This window comes from Streptomyces sp. NEAU-sy36, assembly GCF_013423905.1.
In the GTDB taxonomy this organism is placed as follows: Bacteria; Actinomycetota; Actinomycetes; order Streptomycetales; family Streptomycetaceae; genus Streptomyces; species Streptomyces misionensis.
The window spans coordinates 6,540,051-6,553,797 of the sequence record NZ_CP058977.1; the positions used below are offsets into that span (position 1 = coordinate 6,540,051).

16 protein-coding genes are annotated in these 13,747 nt (G+C 72.1%); 11 read left to right on the top strand and 5 right to left on the bottom strand.

Annotation, left to right across the window (positions count from 1 at the left end):
* Positions 1-180 precede the first annotated feature (180 nt).
* Positions 181-513 carry a hypothetical protein gene (locus HZZ00_RS28415; protein WP_180329114.1) on the top strand — a complete coding sequence of 111 codons (333 nt, stop codon included), beginning with the start codon at positions 181-183 and terminating at the stop codon, positions 511-513.
* Positions 514-562: 49 nt separating this feature from the next.
* The gene (locus HZZ00_RS28420; protein WP_180329115.1) at positions 563-847 is read left to right on the top strand and encodes an antitoxin; all 285 of its coding nucleotides are present in this window, start codon (positions 563-565) and stop codon (positions 845-847) included.
* Positions 848-887: 40 nt separating this feature from the next.
* Here the strand turns inward: HZZ00_RS28420 and HZZ00_RS28425 are convergent, their stop codons facing one another.
* Both HZZ00_RS28425 and miaB read right to left on the bottom strand, forming a co-directional pair.
* Positions 888-1,595, bottom strand: a complete 708-nt coding sequence (locus HZZ00_RS28425) for a class III extradiol dioxygenase subunit B-like domain-containing protein (protein WP_180329116.1) — start codon at positions 1,593-1,595, stop codon at positions 888-890.
* 190 nt (positions 1,596-1,785) lie between these two features.
* Positions 1,786-3,312, bottom strand: coding sequence for a tRNA (N6-isopentenyl adenosine(37)-C2)-methylthiotransferase MiaB (gene miaB / locus HZZ00_RS28430; RefSeq protein ID WP_180329117.1), 1,527 nt, complete (start codon positions 3,310-3,312; stop codon positions 1,786-1,788).
* 141 nt (positions 3,313-3,453) lie between these two features.
* On the opposite strand from miaB, the gene HZZ00_RS28435 reads away from it, so the two are divergent.
* Complete coding sequence (locus HZZ00_RS28435) at positions 3,454-3,813, top strand: DUF6204 family protein (protein WP_180329118.1); 360 nt, start codon at positions 3,454-3,456, stop codon at positions 3,811-3,813.
* Between the two features lie 63 nt (positions 3,814-3,876).
* Complete coding sequence (locus HZZ00_RS28440; RefSeq protein WP_180329119.1) at positions 3,877-4,317, top strand: MarR family winged helix-turn-helix transcriptional regulator; 441 nt, start codon at positions 3,877-3,879, stop codon at positions 4,315-4,317.
* 46 nt (positions 4,318-4,363) lie between these two features.
* Here HZZ00_RS28440 and HZZ00_RS28445 read toward each other — a convergent pair whose 3' ends face one another.
* Positions 4,364-4,792, bottom strand: coding sequence for a MazG nucleotide pyrophosphohydrolase domain-containing protein (locus tag HZZ00_RS28445; protein ID WP_180329120.1), 429 nt, complete (start codon positions 4,790-4,792; stop codon positions 4,364-4,366).
* Between the two features lie 107 nt (positions 4,793-4,899).
* On the opposite strand from HZZ00_RS28445, the gene HZZ00_RS28450 reads away from it, so the two are divergent.
* Positions 4,900-5,898: a TAXI family TRAP transporter solute-binding subunit gene (locus tag HZZ00_RS28450; protein WP_180329121.1), complete on the top strand. Its 999-nt coding sequence runs from the start codon at positions 4,900-4,902 to the stop codon at positions 5,896-5,898.
* On the opposite strand, the gene HZZ00_RS28455 is transcribed toward HZZ00_RS28450, so the two are convergent.
* Both HZZ00_RS28455 and HZZ00_RS28460 read right to left on the bottom strand, forming a co-directional pair.
* Positions 5,888-7,330 carry a HAMP domain-containing sensor histidine kinase gene (locus HZZ00_RS28455; RefSeq protein ID WP_180329122.1) on the bottom strand — a complete coding sequence of 481 codons (1,443 nt, stop codon included), beginning with the start codon at positions 7,328-7,330 and terminating at the stop codon, positions 5,888-5,890. The two genes, HZZ00_RS28450 and HZZ00_RS28455, sit on opposite strands and share 11 nt — an antisense overlap.
* 9 nt (positions 7,331-7,339) lie before the next feature.
* Positions 7,340-8,026 carry a response regulator transcription factor gene (locus tag HZZ00_RS28460; protein ID WP_180329123.1) on the bottom strand — a complete coding sequence of 229 codons (687 nt, stop codon included), beginning with the start codon at positions 8,024-8,026 and terminating at the stop codon, positions 7,340-7,342.
* Positions 8,027-8,321: 295 nt separating this feature from the next.
* Between HZZ00_RS28460 and HZZ00_RS28465 the strand changes: the two genes are divergently transcribed.
* The 6 genes from HZZ00_RS28465 to HZZ00_RS39285 all read left to right on the top strand — a co-directional run bounded on the left by HZZ00_RS28465 (position 8,322) and on the right by HZZ00_RS39285 (position 13,746).
* Positions 8,322-9,098: an amino acid ABC transporter ATP-binding protein gene (locus tag HZZ00_RS28465; RefSeq protein ID WP_070026001.1), complete on the top strand. Its 777-nt coding sequence runs from the start codon at positions 8,322-8,324 to the stop codon at positions 9,096-9,098.
* A 107-nt stretch (positions 9,099-9,205) separates the two neighbouring features.
* Entirely contained in the window at positions 9,206-10,039 is an 834-nt protein-coding gene (locus tag HZZ00_RS28470; protein WP_180329124.1) for a glutamate ABC transporter substrate-binding protein, read from the top strand.
* A 74-nt stretch (positions 10,040-10,113) separates the two neighbouring features.
* Positions 10,114-10,779: an amino acid ABC transporter permease gene (locus HZZ00_RS28475; protein ID WP_180329125.1), complete on the top strand. Its 666-nt coding sequence runs from the start codon at positions 10,114-10,116 to the stop codon at positions 10,777-10,779.
* Complete coding sequence (locus tag HZZ00_RS28480) at positions 10,776-11,711, top strand: amino acid ABC transporter permease (protein ID WP_180329126.1); 936 nt, start codon at positions 10,776-10,778, stop codon at positions 11,709-11,711. Before HZZ00_RS28475 ends, HZZ00_RS28480 begins: the two co-directional genes overlap by 4 nt.
* Before the next feature lie 179 nt (positions 11,712-11,890).
* Positions 11,891-13,492, top strand: a complete 1,602-nt coding sequence (locus HZZ00_RS28485) for an FAD-dependent monooxygenase (RefSeq protein ID WP_180333750.1) — start codon at positions 11,891-11,893, stop codon at positions 13,490-13,492.
* Positions 13,493-13,698: 206 nt separating this feature from the next.
* Positions 13,699-13,746 carry a hypothetical protein gene (locus tag HZZ00_RS39285; RefSeq protein WP_309506048.1) on the top strand — a complete coding sequence of 16 codons (48 nt, stop codon included), beginning with the start codon at positions 13,699-13,701 and terminating at the stop codon, positions 13,744-13,746.
* The last annotated feature ends 1 nt before the right edge of the window (position 13,747 follow it).

A 13,747-nucleotide genomic window follows, 5' to 3' on the forward strand; every position in this document is an offset into this window, starting at 1 on the left:
CACCAGTCTCGCAAACCCCGCGGCGAGGTCTCGAACGAGTTACGTGACGGGGCGGTCGCCGGGTCGTTGCCCGACGTGAGGTGCCGTCCGCGGGCTGCCCGTGGCGGTGACCCGGGCGGCGCGAGCGTACGCACCGCGTGACGCGGGAACTCCCCCGCGCGAGTACCGTATGGAGTGACTATGGGCGTGTTTGCACGACTCCTCGGCAGGTCGAAGGCGACTCGGGAGGCGTCGGCCGCCGCGGCGATGGCCGGTACGGAGCCGGTGGGGGCCGAGGCGGAGGAATCGCGGTCGGCGCGGCCGGGGGCGAAGGGAGTCGGGGCGGCACAGGCACGGGGCTCCTCCGGGCGTGAGGGGGAGGGTTCCGGGCAGGATGCCGACGAGGGGCGTGCGGATGTGGCGGCGCGGCAGGGCGCCGACGCGGAGGACGCGTCCGAGGGCTCCGGGATTCCCCGGCAGCAGTCGGCCGAGGAGGCGGCCGACAGCGAGACCGGCGAGGGCGTCCGCAAGTAACCGTTCCGCGAGGAAATCCCGCGGGCAGTCCCGCAAGGGAAGGTGGATCATGGGTCTGTTTGACAACATGAAGGCCAAGCTCGGCCCGGCCAAGGACAAGGTGTCCGACCTCGCGCGCCAGCACGGGGACAAGGTGCAGCACGGCATCGACAAGGCCGCGAAGGCCGTCGACGAGCGGACCAAGGGCAAGTACAGCGACAAGATCCAGGCGGGCACCGGCAAGGCCAAGGAGGCGGTGGACCGCCTCGCGCAGAAGGACGGCGGCCCGGACGCGGCACCGGGCGCCCACCCGAACCCGCCCACCCCGCCGCAGGGCCCGCCGCCGGCCTCCTGACCGGGGGCTTGCCCCCGGGGGCCGGGCGGCGGCCGGACCCCTAGGACCAGGTGGCGACCAGATAGCCGACGCCGTAGGGCGCGTCCTCGTGGAGCAGGGCGCCGTCGAGGTCCGCGTCCTCGGCGGCGCCCGCGAGGATCTGCCAGGGGGCGCGGCCGGACGCCTTCAGTTCGCGGGCGAGCCCGGCGTCCAGCGCCCGGACGGCCGCGAGGTCGGCCGCGCCCAGTGCCCGGGCGACCGCCGCGTCGAACGGCTGCGCCCGCTCGTCCAGATAGCCCGGCGCCTTGACCGTGCGGCAGGCGCTGGCGTCCCCCATGACCAGCAGCGCCACGCGCCCGGCCCGGGCCGCGAGTTCCCGCCCGGTCTCCGCGCACCGCTCGGGCGCGAGCGTCTCCTCGACGCCGAGCCCCTCGACCGGGGTGTCCCGTCGGCCGGTCCGCTCCAGCAGCCAGGCGCCGACCGCCAGCGACGACGGCAGCGCGGGCCCGTCGACGGCGCCGTGGCCCAGCCGCACGTCCAGCTCCACCCCGAACCCCCGGAACGACCCCGGCGCGCCCTGCGGGAACGCCCCGCTCTCGCCCTGTCCGGCGGGGCCGACCACCACCAGCAGATCGGGGCGGGCGGCCGCGAGCACGCCGAGCGCGTCCGTGCACGCCGCGCGCAGGGCGTCCAGTTCGGGGGCGGCGCCCGCGGCGACCTCGGGCACGAGCAGCGGCGGGCAGGGGCAGACGGCGGCGGCGACAAGCATGATCGGCAGCGTAACGCGCGCCCGGTGCGCGCGGGCAGCCCCAGGGGGGTGCGCGTGTGGCGGCAGGGGTCGGTCTCCCGGCGCGGAGGCGCTGTCGTACAGGGGTCGGCCGGTAGCTCCGTGCGGACGTCCGGCCGCTCCCCCTTCTGGCCGCCTGTCCGGACGGTCACCGCCCGGACAGGCGCCGCGGTCAGTCGCAGCCGCAGCCGCTCGCGGCGGCCGGCAGCGGCGCCGGAACGCCGACCTTCGGCAGGCCGAGCATGACGCCGGCGGGCTTGGCGGCCTCTTCGGCGGTGCGCTTCTCCCAGGCGTCGCCCGCGCGCGTGCGGCGCACGCCGAGCACGGCGCCCTCGGCGAGCAGGTGGTGCGGGGCGGCGTACGTCACCTCGACCGTGACCACGTCACCGGGGCGTACCTCCTGCTCCGGCTTGGTGAAGTGGACCAGGCGGTTGTCCGGGGCGCGGCCGGAGAGCCGGTGGGTGGCGCCGTCCTTGCGGCCCTCGCCCTCGGCCACCATCAGTTCGAGGGTGCGGCCGACCTGCTTCTTGTTCTCCTCCCAGGAGATCTCCTCCTGGAGGGCGACCAGCCGCTCGTAGCGCGCCTGGACGACCTCCTTGGGGATCTGGTTCTCCATGGTCGCGGCCGGGGTGCCGGGGCGCTTGGAGTACTGGAAGGTGAAGGCCTGCGCGAACCGCGCCTCGCGGACCACGTGCAGGGTCTGCTCGAAGTCCTCCTCGGTCTCGCCGGGGAAGCCCACGATGATGTCGGTGGTGATGGCCGCGTGCGGGATGGCGGCGCGCACCTTCTCGATGATGCCGAGGTAGCGCTCCTGCCGGTACGAGCGGCGCATGGCCTTGAGGATCGCGTCCGAGCCGGACTGGAGCGGCATGTGCAGCTGCGGCATCACGTTCGGCGTCTCGGCCATGGCGGCGATGACGTCGTCGGTGAAGTCGCGCGGGTGCGGGGAGGTGAAGCGGACGCGCTCCAGACCGTCGATCGTGCCGCAGGCGCGCAGCAGCTTGCTGAAGGCCTCGCGGTCGCCGATGTCGGAGCCGTAGGCGTTGACGTTCTGGCCGAGCAGGGTGATCTCGGAGACGCCCTCGGCGACCAGCGCCTCGACCTCGGCGAGGATGTCGCCGGGGCGGCGGTCCTTCTCCTTGCCGCGCAGCGCCGGGACGATGCAGAAGGTGCAGGTGTTGTTGCAGCCGACGGAGATCGACACCCAGGCCGCGTAGGCGCTCTCGCGCCGGGTCGGCAGGGTGGAGGGGAACGCCTCCAGGGACTCGGCGATCTCGACCTGCGCCTCCTCCTGCACGCGGGCGCGCTCCAGCAGGACGGGCAGCTTGCCGATGTTGTGCGTGCCGAAGACGACGTCCACCCAGGGCGCCTTCTTGACGATGGTGTCGCGGTCCTTCTGCGCGAGGCAGCCGCCGACCGCGATCTGCATGCCGGGCCGGGAGGCCTTCCTGGGCGCGAGCCGGCCGAGGTTGCCGTACAGCCGGTTGTCGGCGTTCTCGCGCACCGCGCAGGTGTTGAAGACGACCACGTCCGCGTCGCCGTCGGCGCCCTCCGGCGCCCGCACGTACCCGGCGTCCTCCAGCAGACCGGCCAATCGCTCGGAATCGTGGACGTTCATCTGGCACCCATAGGTGCGGATCTCGTAGCTCTTGGGTGCGGGCACGTCCACTGCGGGGCTCCGGTCGCTGCTGCTGGTCATGGGTCAAGGGTAGGCGGTCCCGGACGCGCCGCGGCCCGCCCTGTGGACAACCCCGGCCGCCCCGGCCGGGACCCCGGACGGCCCGGCCCGGCGGGAAAAAGCGGGTGGTGGACCGGGCGCCGGTCCGCCTAAGGTCGCCGGATGAGCATGCGAACCTTCCGTATCACCGTGCGCGGTGCCTTCGACGGCCTCACCGGGGACCAGCGGGCCGCGCTGCTGGCGGACGCCGCCGCCCATGACGTGCTGCGCGCCGCCTACACCCCCGAGGGGACCCTGACCTACGACATCGCCGCCCGTCCCGCCTTCGTCTTCCGCTTCTCCGCCACCGGGGAGGAAGAGGAGGACATCCTGGAGGCGACCGAGCAGGCCGAGGCGGCGGCCGAGGCATGGCTGACCGAGCGCGGCTACGGCTTCAAGAACCTCCGCTCCTCGGCCGAGGACCTCTCCCAGGCGCCCCTGAGCAAGCGGCAGCGCCGCGCGGCCCGTTCGGCACAGGCATGAGAACGCGACACTTTCCGCCCATAAACTTGAGCAGTCAAGGAGTACACAAGGAAGGGCGGGGGCATGAGTGACACCCTGGACGCGGCCCTGCGGCTGGTGCGGGCCCAGGCGACGCTGGTGCGGCGGTTCGACGCCCGGCTGGGCGGGCTGCACGGGGTGAGCCTCGCCGACTTCACGCTGCTGCTCCGGCTGGGACAGGCACCCGGCGGCCGGATGCGCCGGGTGGACCTCGCCGAGGCGCTGGGGCTGACCGCGTCCGGGGTCACCCGGGCGCTTGCGCCCCTGGAGCGGATCGGTCTGGTGACCCGGGAACCGGACGCCCGGGACGCGCGCGTGGCCTACGCGTCGCTGACCGGGACGGGCCGCGAGCGGCTGACGGAGATGCTGGCCACGGCCGAGGAGACGGCCGACGACCTGTTCGCCGCCCCGGCCTGGGACGAGCGGGACGTCCCGCTGTTCGCGGGCCTGCTGTCCCGGCTCGGCGGCACCTCCTCGCGCCCCTGACCCGGCCGCGCGGCGGACGGTGGGCGCCTCCCCGCACCCCGGGGGCTCAGGCGCCCACCTCCGTGGCGCCCTCCCGCGCCGCCGGCTCCCAGCCCTGGCGGCGCAGGACGGACGACACGTCCGGGGCCCGGTAGAACTCGCCCTTGAGGACCTTGCCGTCGGCGCGGCGCGCGACCTGGCCGTCGGGGCCGAGCTTGCTCATGTTGGCGCGGTGGATCTCGGCGATCACCTCGTCCAGGTCGATGCCGTGGACCAGGGCGGTGCCGTACGCGACGTAGACCACGTCGGCCAGCTCGTGCGCCAGCTTGTCCAGCGGACCTTCGACGGAGACCTCCTCGACCTCCGCGGCCTCCTCGGCGAGCATGTCCCAGCGGTGTGCGGCCAGTTCGGGGGACACCTCGGCCGGCGTGGCCCGGACGTCGAGGCCGAAGGCGCGGTGGAACTCTCGGACGAGGTCGGCGGGGGAAGTGCTCATGCGACGACTCTAACGGCGGCCACCGACAGCGCTCGCCGCCCGGCTCCAAGCCGCCGTACCGCCCCGGCCCTGGTCAGCGCCGTACCCCGCCTGGCAGGATCACCGCCATGTCCACGCTGTTCCCCCGGATCGGCAGGCGCCGGGCGCTGCCGGGCGCGGCCGCCGGTGCCGTCGTCCTCGGCCTGCTGCTGTGGTGGCTGCTGCCCCTGGGCGAGAAGCCGCCGAGCGGGACGATCGTCTTCAGCACCGGCACCTCCAAGGGCGTCTACCAGGAGTACGGCGAGCGGCTGCGCAGCGAGCTGGCCAAGGACATGCCCGGACTGAAGGTGAAGCTGCTCCACAGCGCGGGCTCCCAGGAGAACGTCCAGCGGGTGGCGACCGGGAAGGCCGACTTCACCATCGCGGCGGCCGACGCGGTGCAGACGTACGAGGTGGCGCACGGCGAGGGTGCCGGGCAGCTGCGCGGGGTGGCCCGGCTCTACGACGACTACGTGCACCTCATAGTGCGCAGCGACTCGGGCATCCGGAGCATCCGCGACCTGCGGCACAAGCGGGTGGCGACCGGGCTGCCCGACTCCGGGGTGAAGCTGATCGCCGACCGGGTGCTGCGCGCCGCCGGCATCGATCCGCTCAAGGACATCACCCCGGCCGCCGACGGCATCGACATCGGTCCCGACCAGCTCGAACAGGGCCGCATCGACGCGTTCTTCTGGTCGGGCGGCCTGCCCACCAGGGGCCTGGTCTCGCTGGCCGGGAAGGGCGCCTTCCGGTTCGTCCCGATCGAGGCCGACCTGGTCGCCAAGCTGCACGCCCAGGGGGAGGAGACGCGTTACTACCGGGCCACCAACATGCCCGAGTCGGCGTACCCGGGCGTCCAGCAGGGCGAGGAGGTGCCGACGATCGCGGTGTCCAACCTGCTGATGACCCGCGCGGACATGGACACACGGCTGACCGAGTGGGTGACCCGCACGGTGATCAAGAGCCGGGACGGCATCGGCGCCCATGTCCATTCCGCCCAGCTGGTCGACCTGCGCACCGCCATCTACACCGATCCGATCCCCCTCCAGGAGGGCGCGCGGCGCTACTACCGCTCGGTCAAGCCCTGAGGGTTCGCACCGCCCGCTCGTCCGCCCCGGCGCCTTCCGCGTGCCTCGGCACCGACACCGTCACCCGCAGCCCGCGCGGCTCGTGGTGGCCGTACTCGATCGAGCCGCCGCCGGCCGCGAGGAGGGCGCGGGTGATGGACAGGCCGAGGCCGGAGCCCTTGACGTTCTGGTGGCGGCCGCTGCGCCAGAAACGGTCGCCCACGCGCGCGAGCTCCTCGTCGGTGAGGCCGGGCCCGGTGTCGGTGACGACGACCTTCGCGGTGTCACCGTCGAAGGAGACGGTGACCTCGACCCGGCCGCCCCCGGGGGTGAACTTCACCGCGTTGTCGATCACCGCGTCCAGCGCGCTGGACAGGGCGATCGGATCGGCCCAGCCTGTGGTGGCCGGGCAGTCGCCGGTCAGCAGCACGCCCTTGGCCTCGGCGGCCGGTGCCCAGGCGGCCAGCCGCTCCCCGGCCAGCTCGCCGATGTCGGTCAGGCACAGCTCGGCCTCGGCGTGCTCGGCGAGCGCCAGGTCGAGCAGGTCGTCCAGCACCTGGGCGAGGCGCTTGCCCTCGGTGCGGACCGAGGCGATCTCCTCGTTGTCCTCCGGGAGTTCGAGTGCCAGCAGTTCGATGCGCAGCAGCAGCGCCGACAGCGGGTTGCGCAGCTGGTGCGAGGCGTCCGCGACGAAGGCGCGCTGCTGCTCAAGCACGTCCTCGACATGGTCCGCCATCTCGTTGAACGACCGGGCCAGGCGCCGCAGTTCCGGCGGGCCGCCGGCCGCCGCCACCCGGGACTTCAGCCGCCCGGTGGCGATGTCGTGGGTGGTGGCGTCCAGGACCCGGACCGGTCTGAGCACCCACCCGGTCAGCCGCAGCGCCGCGCCGACCGCCAGCAGCATGGCCGCGCACTCGCCGGCCGCGATGAGCAGCCAGTCGTGCAGGGTCCGCGAACGCAGCGACCCGGTCGGCGAGTCGGTGACGACGACCGCGATCACGTCGCCGTCCCGGATCACCGGTGAGGCGACGACCAGCCGGCCGCGCCGCCAGGGCCACACCTGCTCGGGGTCGTGGCTGCGCCGGCTGAGCAGTGCCTCGTCGAAGGCCGAGCGCACCTCCCCCGTCCGCGGTACGAACCAGTCGCCGGGCGCGTTGGCCATGGCGGAGCCGTTGCGGTAGAAGACGCCCGCGCGAATGCCGTAGACGTCGTGATAGCTGTCCAGTTCGCTGCGCAGGGTCTCCCAGCGCTCGTCCGTGCTGGTGCGCCGGGAGCCGCTGGGCCCGTCGGTGACGAACTGGGCGAGGGCGGCGAAGCGCGCCGTGTCGTCGATCCGGTCCACGACGACCTTCTGCTGCTCGGCGGCGGCCATGCTGGCGGCCAGCGGTACGCCGAGGGCGAGGAGTACGGCCGCCATCAGGACGATGAGCAGCGGCAGCAGCCGTGTGCGCACCCGGCCCCGCTAGGCGGCCGGGGCGACGAGCCGGTAGCCGACGCCGCGTACGGTCTCGATCAGCGCGGGCATGCGCAGCTTGGCGCGCAGGGAGGCGACGTGCACCTCCAGGGTGCGGCCGGTGCCCTCCCAGCTGGTGCGCCAGACCTCGCTGATTATCTGCTCCCGGCGGAAGACCACACCGGGGCGCTGGGCGAGCAGCGCGAGCAGATCGAACTCCTTGCGGGTCAGCTGGACGACCGAACCGTCCACGCTGACCTGCCGGGTGGGCAGTTCGATGCGCACCACTCCGAGGTGCAGGCTGCTCTCGCCGCCCTGCGCGGCCTCCTCGTGGGTGGTGCGCCGGCTGACGGCGTGGATCCGGGCGAGCAGTTCCCCGGTGTCGTACGGCTTCACCACGTAGTCGTCGGCGCCGAGGTTGAGCCCGTGGATGCGCGAGCGCACGTCGGAGCGGGCCGTGACCATGATGACCGGGGTGCTGGTGCGCTTGCGGATCTTGCCGCAGACCTCGTAGCCGTCCTGGTCGGGCAGGCCGAGGTCGAGCAGGACCACGCCGAAGCCGGCGCCTTCCGGGACGAGCGCCTGGAGGGCCTCCTCGCCGTTGCGCGCGTGGGTGACGTCGAATCCGTGCCGCTTGAGCACGGCGGACAGGGCCGCGGCGACGTGGTTGTCGTCCTCGACGAGCAGCAGTCTCATTCCGGCCCCCTCCGGTTCAGCGGTCGTACGGACGCGGTTCGTGTCCGCCTGGTAGATCGAATGCACGAGCGCGTGCACCAAGGCAGTGACGCCGATGGAGCGGGACCCCGTCAAGGGGGTTCCGGTCGCCGCCCGCTTCCGTTACCCGGCCGATATCCATCCGGTCACATGGTGCTACAAGATGTCGGCGCCGGTTGTCCGATCGTGATGCTCAGATCTCCCTCAGATGTGATGACGCAGGTCACAGCCCGTCATTACTGTCCTCCGAAACCGAGGAGGACGGAGCCGGAAAGCGATGACCGAAGTACAGGTGGCCAAGGAGGACAGGGCCGCTTCCGACGAACTGGTCGTCCTGAAGAGCGTCAACAAGCACTTCGGCGCGTTGCACGTGCTCCAGGACATCGACCTGACGATCGACCGCGGTGAGGTGGTGGTGGTCATCGGGCCCTCCGGGTCCGGCAAGTCGACCTTGTGCCGCACCATCAACCGCCTGGAGACGATCGACTCGGGCACCATCACGATCGACGGCAAGCCCCTGCCGCACGAGGGCCGGGAGCTGGCGCGGCTGCGCGCCGACGTCGGGATGGTCTTCCAGTCCTTCAACCTCTTCGCGCACAAGACCGTGCTCGAGAACGTGATGCTGGGCCAGATCAAGGTCCGCAAGGCGGACAAGAAGGCGGCCGAGGAGAAGGCGCGGGCCCTGCTGGACCGGGTCGGGGTGGGCACGCAGGCCGACAAGTACCCCGCGCAGCTGTCCGGCGGCCAGCAGCAGCGTGTCGCCATCGCCCGGGCGCTGGCGATGAACCCGAAGGTGATGCTCTTCGACGAGCCGACCTCGGCCCTCGACCCCGAGATGATCAACGAGGTCCTGGACGTCATGCAGCAGCTGGCGCGTGAGGGCATGACGATGATCGTCGTCACCCACGAGATGGGCTTCGCGCGGTCGGCCGCCAACCGCGTGGTCTTCATGGCGGACGGCCGGATCCTCGAACAGGCCACGCCCGAGCAGTTCTTCAGCAACCCGCGCAGCGACCGGGCCAAGGACTTCCTGTCCAAGATCCTGCACCACTGAGGGTGCGGGCGGCCGTGGCCGCCGCACCCGCCCGGGCCCGGTTCCCGACGGATCTCGGCCGCCCTCTCCGACGGACCTCGTTCTCACCACTTCGAAGGATGTTCAGCATGCAGCTCCGCAAGGTCACCGCCGCCTCGGCCGTCGTCCTCGCCCTCGCCCTGTCCGCCACCGCGTGCGGCGGCGACAAGAAGGACGACAAGGGTTCCTCCGGCGGCAAGAAGATCGCCATCGGCATCAAGTTCGACCAGCCGGGCCTCGGCCAGAAGACCCCGCAGGGCTACTCGGGCTTCGACGTCGACGTGGCCACCTACGTCGCCAAGAAGCTCGGTTACGGCCCCGACCAGATCGAGTGGAAGGAGTCGAAGAGCGCCGACCGCGAGACCATGCTGCAGCGCGGTGACGTCCAGTTCATCGCCGCCACCTACTCGATCACCCCGGAGCGCGAGCAGAAGGTCGACTTCGCCGGCCCCTACCTGCTGGCCCACCAGGACGTGCTGCTGCGCGCCGACGAGTCGGGCATCAAGGCCGCGGGCGACCTGAACGGCAAGAAGCTGTGTTCGGTAGGCGGTTCGACGTCGGCGCAGAACCTCAAGGCCAAGCTGGCCCCGAAGGCGAACCTCCAGACGTACCCGACCTACTCCGCCTGCCTTTCGGGCCTGCAGAGCGGCGCCATCGACGCCCTCACCACCGACGACTCGATCCTCGCCGGTTACGCCGCCCAGGCCCAGTTCAAGGGCAAGTTCAAGCTCGGCGGCCTCAAGATGACCAATGAGAACTACGGCATCGGCGTCAAGAAGGGCAGCGACCTCAAGGCCAAGATCAACAAGGCCCTGGAGTCGATGGTGTCCGACGGTTCCTGGGAGGCGGCCGTGAAGAAGAACTTCGGCCCGGCCAACTACCACTACGAGCCCGCGCCGAAGATCGGCGACATCAAGAGCTGAGGCAACGCCCTGCCGGTGCGCCGCCCTGACGGCGGCGCACCGGGGCATCCCTACACGCGGAAGCGCGGGAGATCGTGTTCGATTTTCTAGGACATTACGACGTACTGGGCGCCTTCTGGAAGACGGTGCAGCTCACCCTGCTGGCCGCCGTGGGCTCCCTGGTCTGGGGCACTCTGCTGGCCGCCATGCGGGTGGGCCCGGTACCGCTGATGCGCGGTTTCGGCACCGCCTACGTGAACATCGTGCGGAACATCCCGCTCACGGTGATCATCCTCTTTTCCTCGCTCGGTCTGAGTCAGACGCTGGGCGTCAACCTGGGCGCCAAGGACTTCGACACGATCAACTTCCGGCTTGCCGTGCTCGGTCTGATCGTCTACACCTCGGCCTTCGTGTGCGAGGCGATCCGCGCCGGCATCAACACGGTGCCCGTCGGCCAGGCGGAGGCGGCCCGCGCCATCGGTCTCGGCTTCTCCCAGGTGCTGGGTCTGGTCGTGCTGCCGCAGGCCTTCCGCGCGGCCGTGGGCCCGCTGACCAACGTGCTGATCGCGCTGACGAAGAACACGACGGTGGCCGCCGCGATCAACGTGGCGGAGGCAGCCCTGCTGATGAAGTCGATGATCGAGAACGAGGCGCAGTTGCTGGCGATCTCGGCGGTCATCGCCTTCGGGTTCGTCTGCCTGACCCTGCCGACCGGGCTGATCCTCGGCTGGGTGGGCAAGAAGGTGGCGGTGAAGCGATGAGTTCGGTCCTGTTCGACACGCCGGGGCCCCGCGCCAAGCGGCGCAACGTCCTGTACACGGCGGGCTTCCTGGTCGTCCTCGCGGCCGTCGTCTGGTTCGTGTACTCCGCCCTGGACGAGAAGGGACAGCTGGCCTGGTCCCTGTGGAAGCCGTTCTTCACCGGCGCCGAGGCGTACACGACGTACATCTGGCCGGGTCTGGAGAACACCCTGGAGGCCGCGGCGCTGGCGATGGTCATCGCGCTTCCGCTGGGTGCCGTGCTCGGCATAGCCCGGCTCTCGGACCACGTCTGGGTGCGGGTCGCGGCCGCGGTCGTGGTGGAGTTCTTCCGCGCGATCCCCGTGCTGGTCCTGATGATCTTCGGGCTGGCGCTCTTCGCCCAGTACACCGACGTGAGTTCGGACGACCGGCCCTTCTACGCGGTCGTCACCGGTCTGGTGCTCTACAACGCGTCGGTGCTCGCGGAGATCGTCCGCTCGGGCATCCTCTCGCTGCCCAAGGGCCAGTCCGAGGCGGCTCAGGCGATCGGTCTGCGCAAGGGTCAGATGATGCGGCTGGTGCTGCTGCCGCAGTCGGTCACCGTGATGCTCCCGGCCATCGTCAGCCAGCTGGTGGTCATCGTGAAGGACACCGCCCTCGGCGGCGCGGTCCTCACCTTCCCCGAACTGCTGGCCTCGGCCAACACCATGAGCGGCTACTACGGCAACATCATCGCCTCGCTCACCGTCGTGGCCGTGATCTACGTGGCCATCAACTTCTCGCTGACCTCCTTCGCGCACTGGCTGGAGGGCCGGCTGCGGCGCGGCAAGAAGTCGACCGGGGCGGTGCTGGGCGTCCAGGACGTCACGGACGCCGCGGGTACGGCGGCGACGGGCGCCGATCCGGCCGGTGGCCCCTCCGGCGCCGGTGACATCGTCGGCACCAAGAAGTGACGATCATTCAAGTCGCATGATTGGGCCGGGGGCGGTGGCGTGATCGCCACCGCCCCCGAGGGTCACTTGACGCATACTCTGCCAATGGGTTGCATACGTTCTGTGATCGTGCACCCGGCCTCACCTTGCTGTTCACCCACCGCCGTCGAGGCATCGCCGCGGACGGGGGGCGCCGCGCCGTGGACCCGGTGATCATCGTCGGAGCGGGGCCCGTCGGGCTCACGCTCGCCCTGGCGCTGGCCCGCCAGGAGGTGCCGTCCGTCGTCCTGGACGAGGGTCCGGGCAAGGAGGAGGCCCGCCCGGCGCGCACCGCCGTGCTCTTCGAGGACACGGCCGCCTTGCTGGGACGGCTGACCGGTGCCGATCTCGCGTCGCACGGGGTGCGCTGGACCGGCTGGCGGTCGCTGCGGCGCAAGCAGGTGGTGAGCGAGATCGCCTTCGCCGAGGACGAGCCCGCGCCGCTGCACATCGCCCAGCATGTGATCACCGGGCTGCTGCGGGCTGCCGCGGCCGGGGAACCGCTGGTGGAGATCGCCACGGACAGCCGCCTGGACTCGGTCGAGCAGGAACCCTCGGGGGTCACCGCGCACACCCGTGGCCCCAAGGGCACCTGGTGGCGCGGCAGTTACCTGGTGGGCTGCGACGGCACCCGGTCCACCGTGCGCAAACTCCAGGACATTCGCTTCCCCGGCCGCACGGCGGTGGAGCGGCACGCGGTCGCCGCGCTGCGCACGGAACTCCCGTGGCGGCACGAGGCGTTGCTCCACCGGTCGCCGCCCTGGCGGTCGTCCGGGCCGTTCGCCGGGGAGGTGACCGCCCGCCCCCTCCCCGACGGAGTGTGGCGCCTGGACTGGCTGATGCCGCCGGGCAAGGACCTGGTCACCCCCGAACTCCTCGTGGCCCGGATCCGCGAGACCCTCGCGGGCTGGACCGACGGCTCCACGCCGCCGTACGACCTGCTCGACACCGGCGTCCACACGGTGCACCACCGGCTGGCCCGGCGGTGGCGCGCCGGCCGTGTCTTCCTCGCCGGGGACGCGGCGCACCTGCTCGGCGCGCTGGGCACCCAGGGGCTGGACGAAGGGCTGCGGGACGCCGACAACCTCGCCTGGAAGCTGGCCCCCGCCTGGCACCACGGGCCGCACGAGAGGCTGCTCGACAGCTACCAGGCCGAGCGGCGCGCGGCGGTCGCCGCCCGGCTGCGCGCCGCCGACCAGGCGCTGCCGGCGCTGCGCGGCGGTGGCGGGCTGCGCCACATCGTGCCGGTGAAGGCCCGCAACCAGGACGCACTGCTCGCCGACGGCCACTTGGGGCGGGGAACGCTCGGCGCGCCGGGGGCGTACACCGGCTCCCCGCTCACGCCCCGTGACCTGGAGGGCGAGATCCCCGTCGACACTCCGCGCGGCGCGCCGGTCGCCGATGTGCGGGTCACGGCGGAGGACGGCTCCTTCGTCCGGCTGCGCGACCGCCTCGGCCACGGCGCCCTCCTCGTCGTCCTGGTCGCCCCGGGCACCGGCGTCTGGGACCGCAAGCACTGGGTCTCCGCCGGGGTGATGCCCCGTCTCGCCGCGGCCGTCACCGCCCTTCCGCACCCCGCGGAACTCCTGGTCGCCGAGAACTACCCGGGCGCTCCCGCGCACAGCGTCCTGCTGGTCCGCCCCGACGGCCACCTGGTCACCGCGCTGAGCGGAGTGCGCCCGGCCGACCTGTACGCGGCGGCCGAGGCCACGGTGGGCGGGCCCATGGCGGAGGACGCGCAGGCGGAGGCCGGGGTGCGGTGAGAGGCCGGAGTGCGGTGAGCACCGACTCCCGGGCGTGCGGGCCGTGTTGCCCCGGGGCCCGCCGTACCGCGAGCCCCCCCCGCCGCGCTTCCGTGAGCCCCGTCACGCTCTGTCCACATGGTGACGGTCGGTTGACCCGCCTCCGGTGGCGTGCTGTACTCCCGATCGTGACCGACACCTGTGTGCGCCTGTGGCGGAGGGTCCATATGGACCTCGTCCGCTATGCGGGCTGCGTGTGTCGGCCGTCCTGCTGAA

Bases quoted from the DNA above. Each gene is read 5' to 3' on its own strand.
- HZZ00_RS28415 (WP_180329114.1), top strand. From the start codon at position 181: ATGGGCGTGTTTGCACGACTCCTCGGCAGGTCGAAGGCGACTCGGGAG.
- HZZ00_RS28420 (WP_180329115.1), top strand. From the start codon at position 563: ATGGGTCTGTTTGACAACATGAAGGCCAAGCTCGGCCCGGCCAAGGAC.
- HZZ00_RS28425 (WP_180329116.1), bottom strand. From the start codon at position 1,595: ATGCTTGTCGCCGCCGCCGTCTGCCCCTGCCCGCCGCTGCTCGTGCCC.
- miaB (WP_180329117.1), bottom strand. From the start codon at position 3,312: ATGACCAGCAGCAGCGACCGGAGCCCCGCAGTGGACGTGCCCGCACCC.
- HZZ00_RS28435 (WP_180329118.1), top strand. From the start codon at position 3,454: ATGAGCATGCGAACCTTCCGTATCACCGTGCGCGGTGCCTTCGACGGC.
- HZZ00_RS28440 (WP_180329119.1), top strand. From the start codon at position 3,877: ATGAGTGACACCCTGGACGCGGCCCTGCGGCTGGTGCGGGCCCAGGCG.
- HZZ00_RS28445 (WP_180329120.1), bottom strand. From the start codon at position 4,792: ATGAGCACTTCCCCCGCCGACCTCGTCCGAGAGTTCCACCGCGCCTTC.
- HZZ00_RS28450 (WP_180329121.1), top strand. From the start codon at position 4,900: ATGTCCACGCTGTTCCCCCGGATCGGCAGGCGCCGGGCGCTGCCGGGC.
- HZZ00_RS28460 (WP_180329123.1), bottom strand. From the start codon at position 8,026: ATGAGACTGCTGCTCGTCGAGGACGACAACCACGTCGCCGCGGCCCTG.
- HZZ00_RS28465 (WP_070026001.1), top strand. From the start codon at position 8,322: ATGACCGAAGTACAGGTGGCCAAGGAGGACAGGGCCGCTTCCGACGAA.
- HZZ00_RS28470 (WP_180329124.1), top strand. From the start codon at position 9,206: ATGCAGCTCCGCAAGGTCACCGCCGCCTCGGCCGTCGTCCTCGCCCTC.
- HZZ00_RS28480 (WP_180329126.1), top strand. From the start codon at position 10,776: ATGAGTTCGGTCCTGTTCGACACGCCGGGGCCCCGCGCCAAGCGGCGC.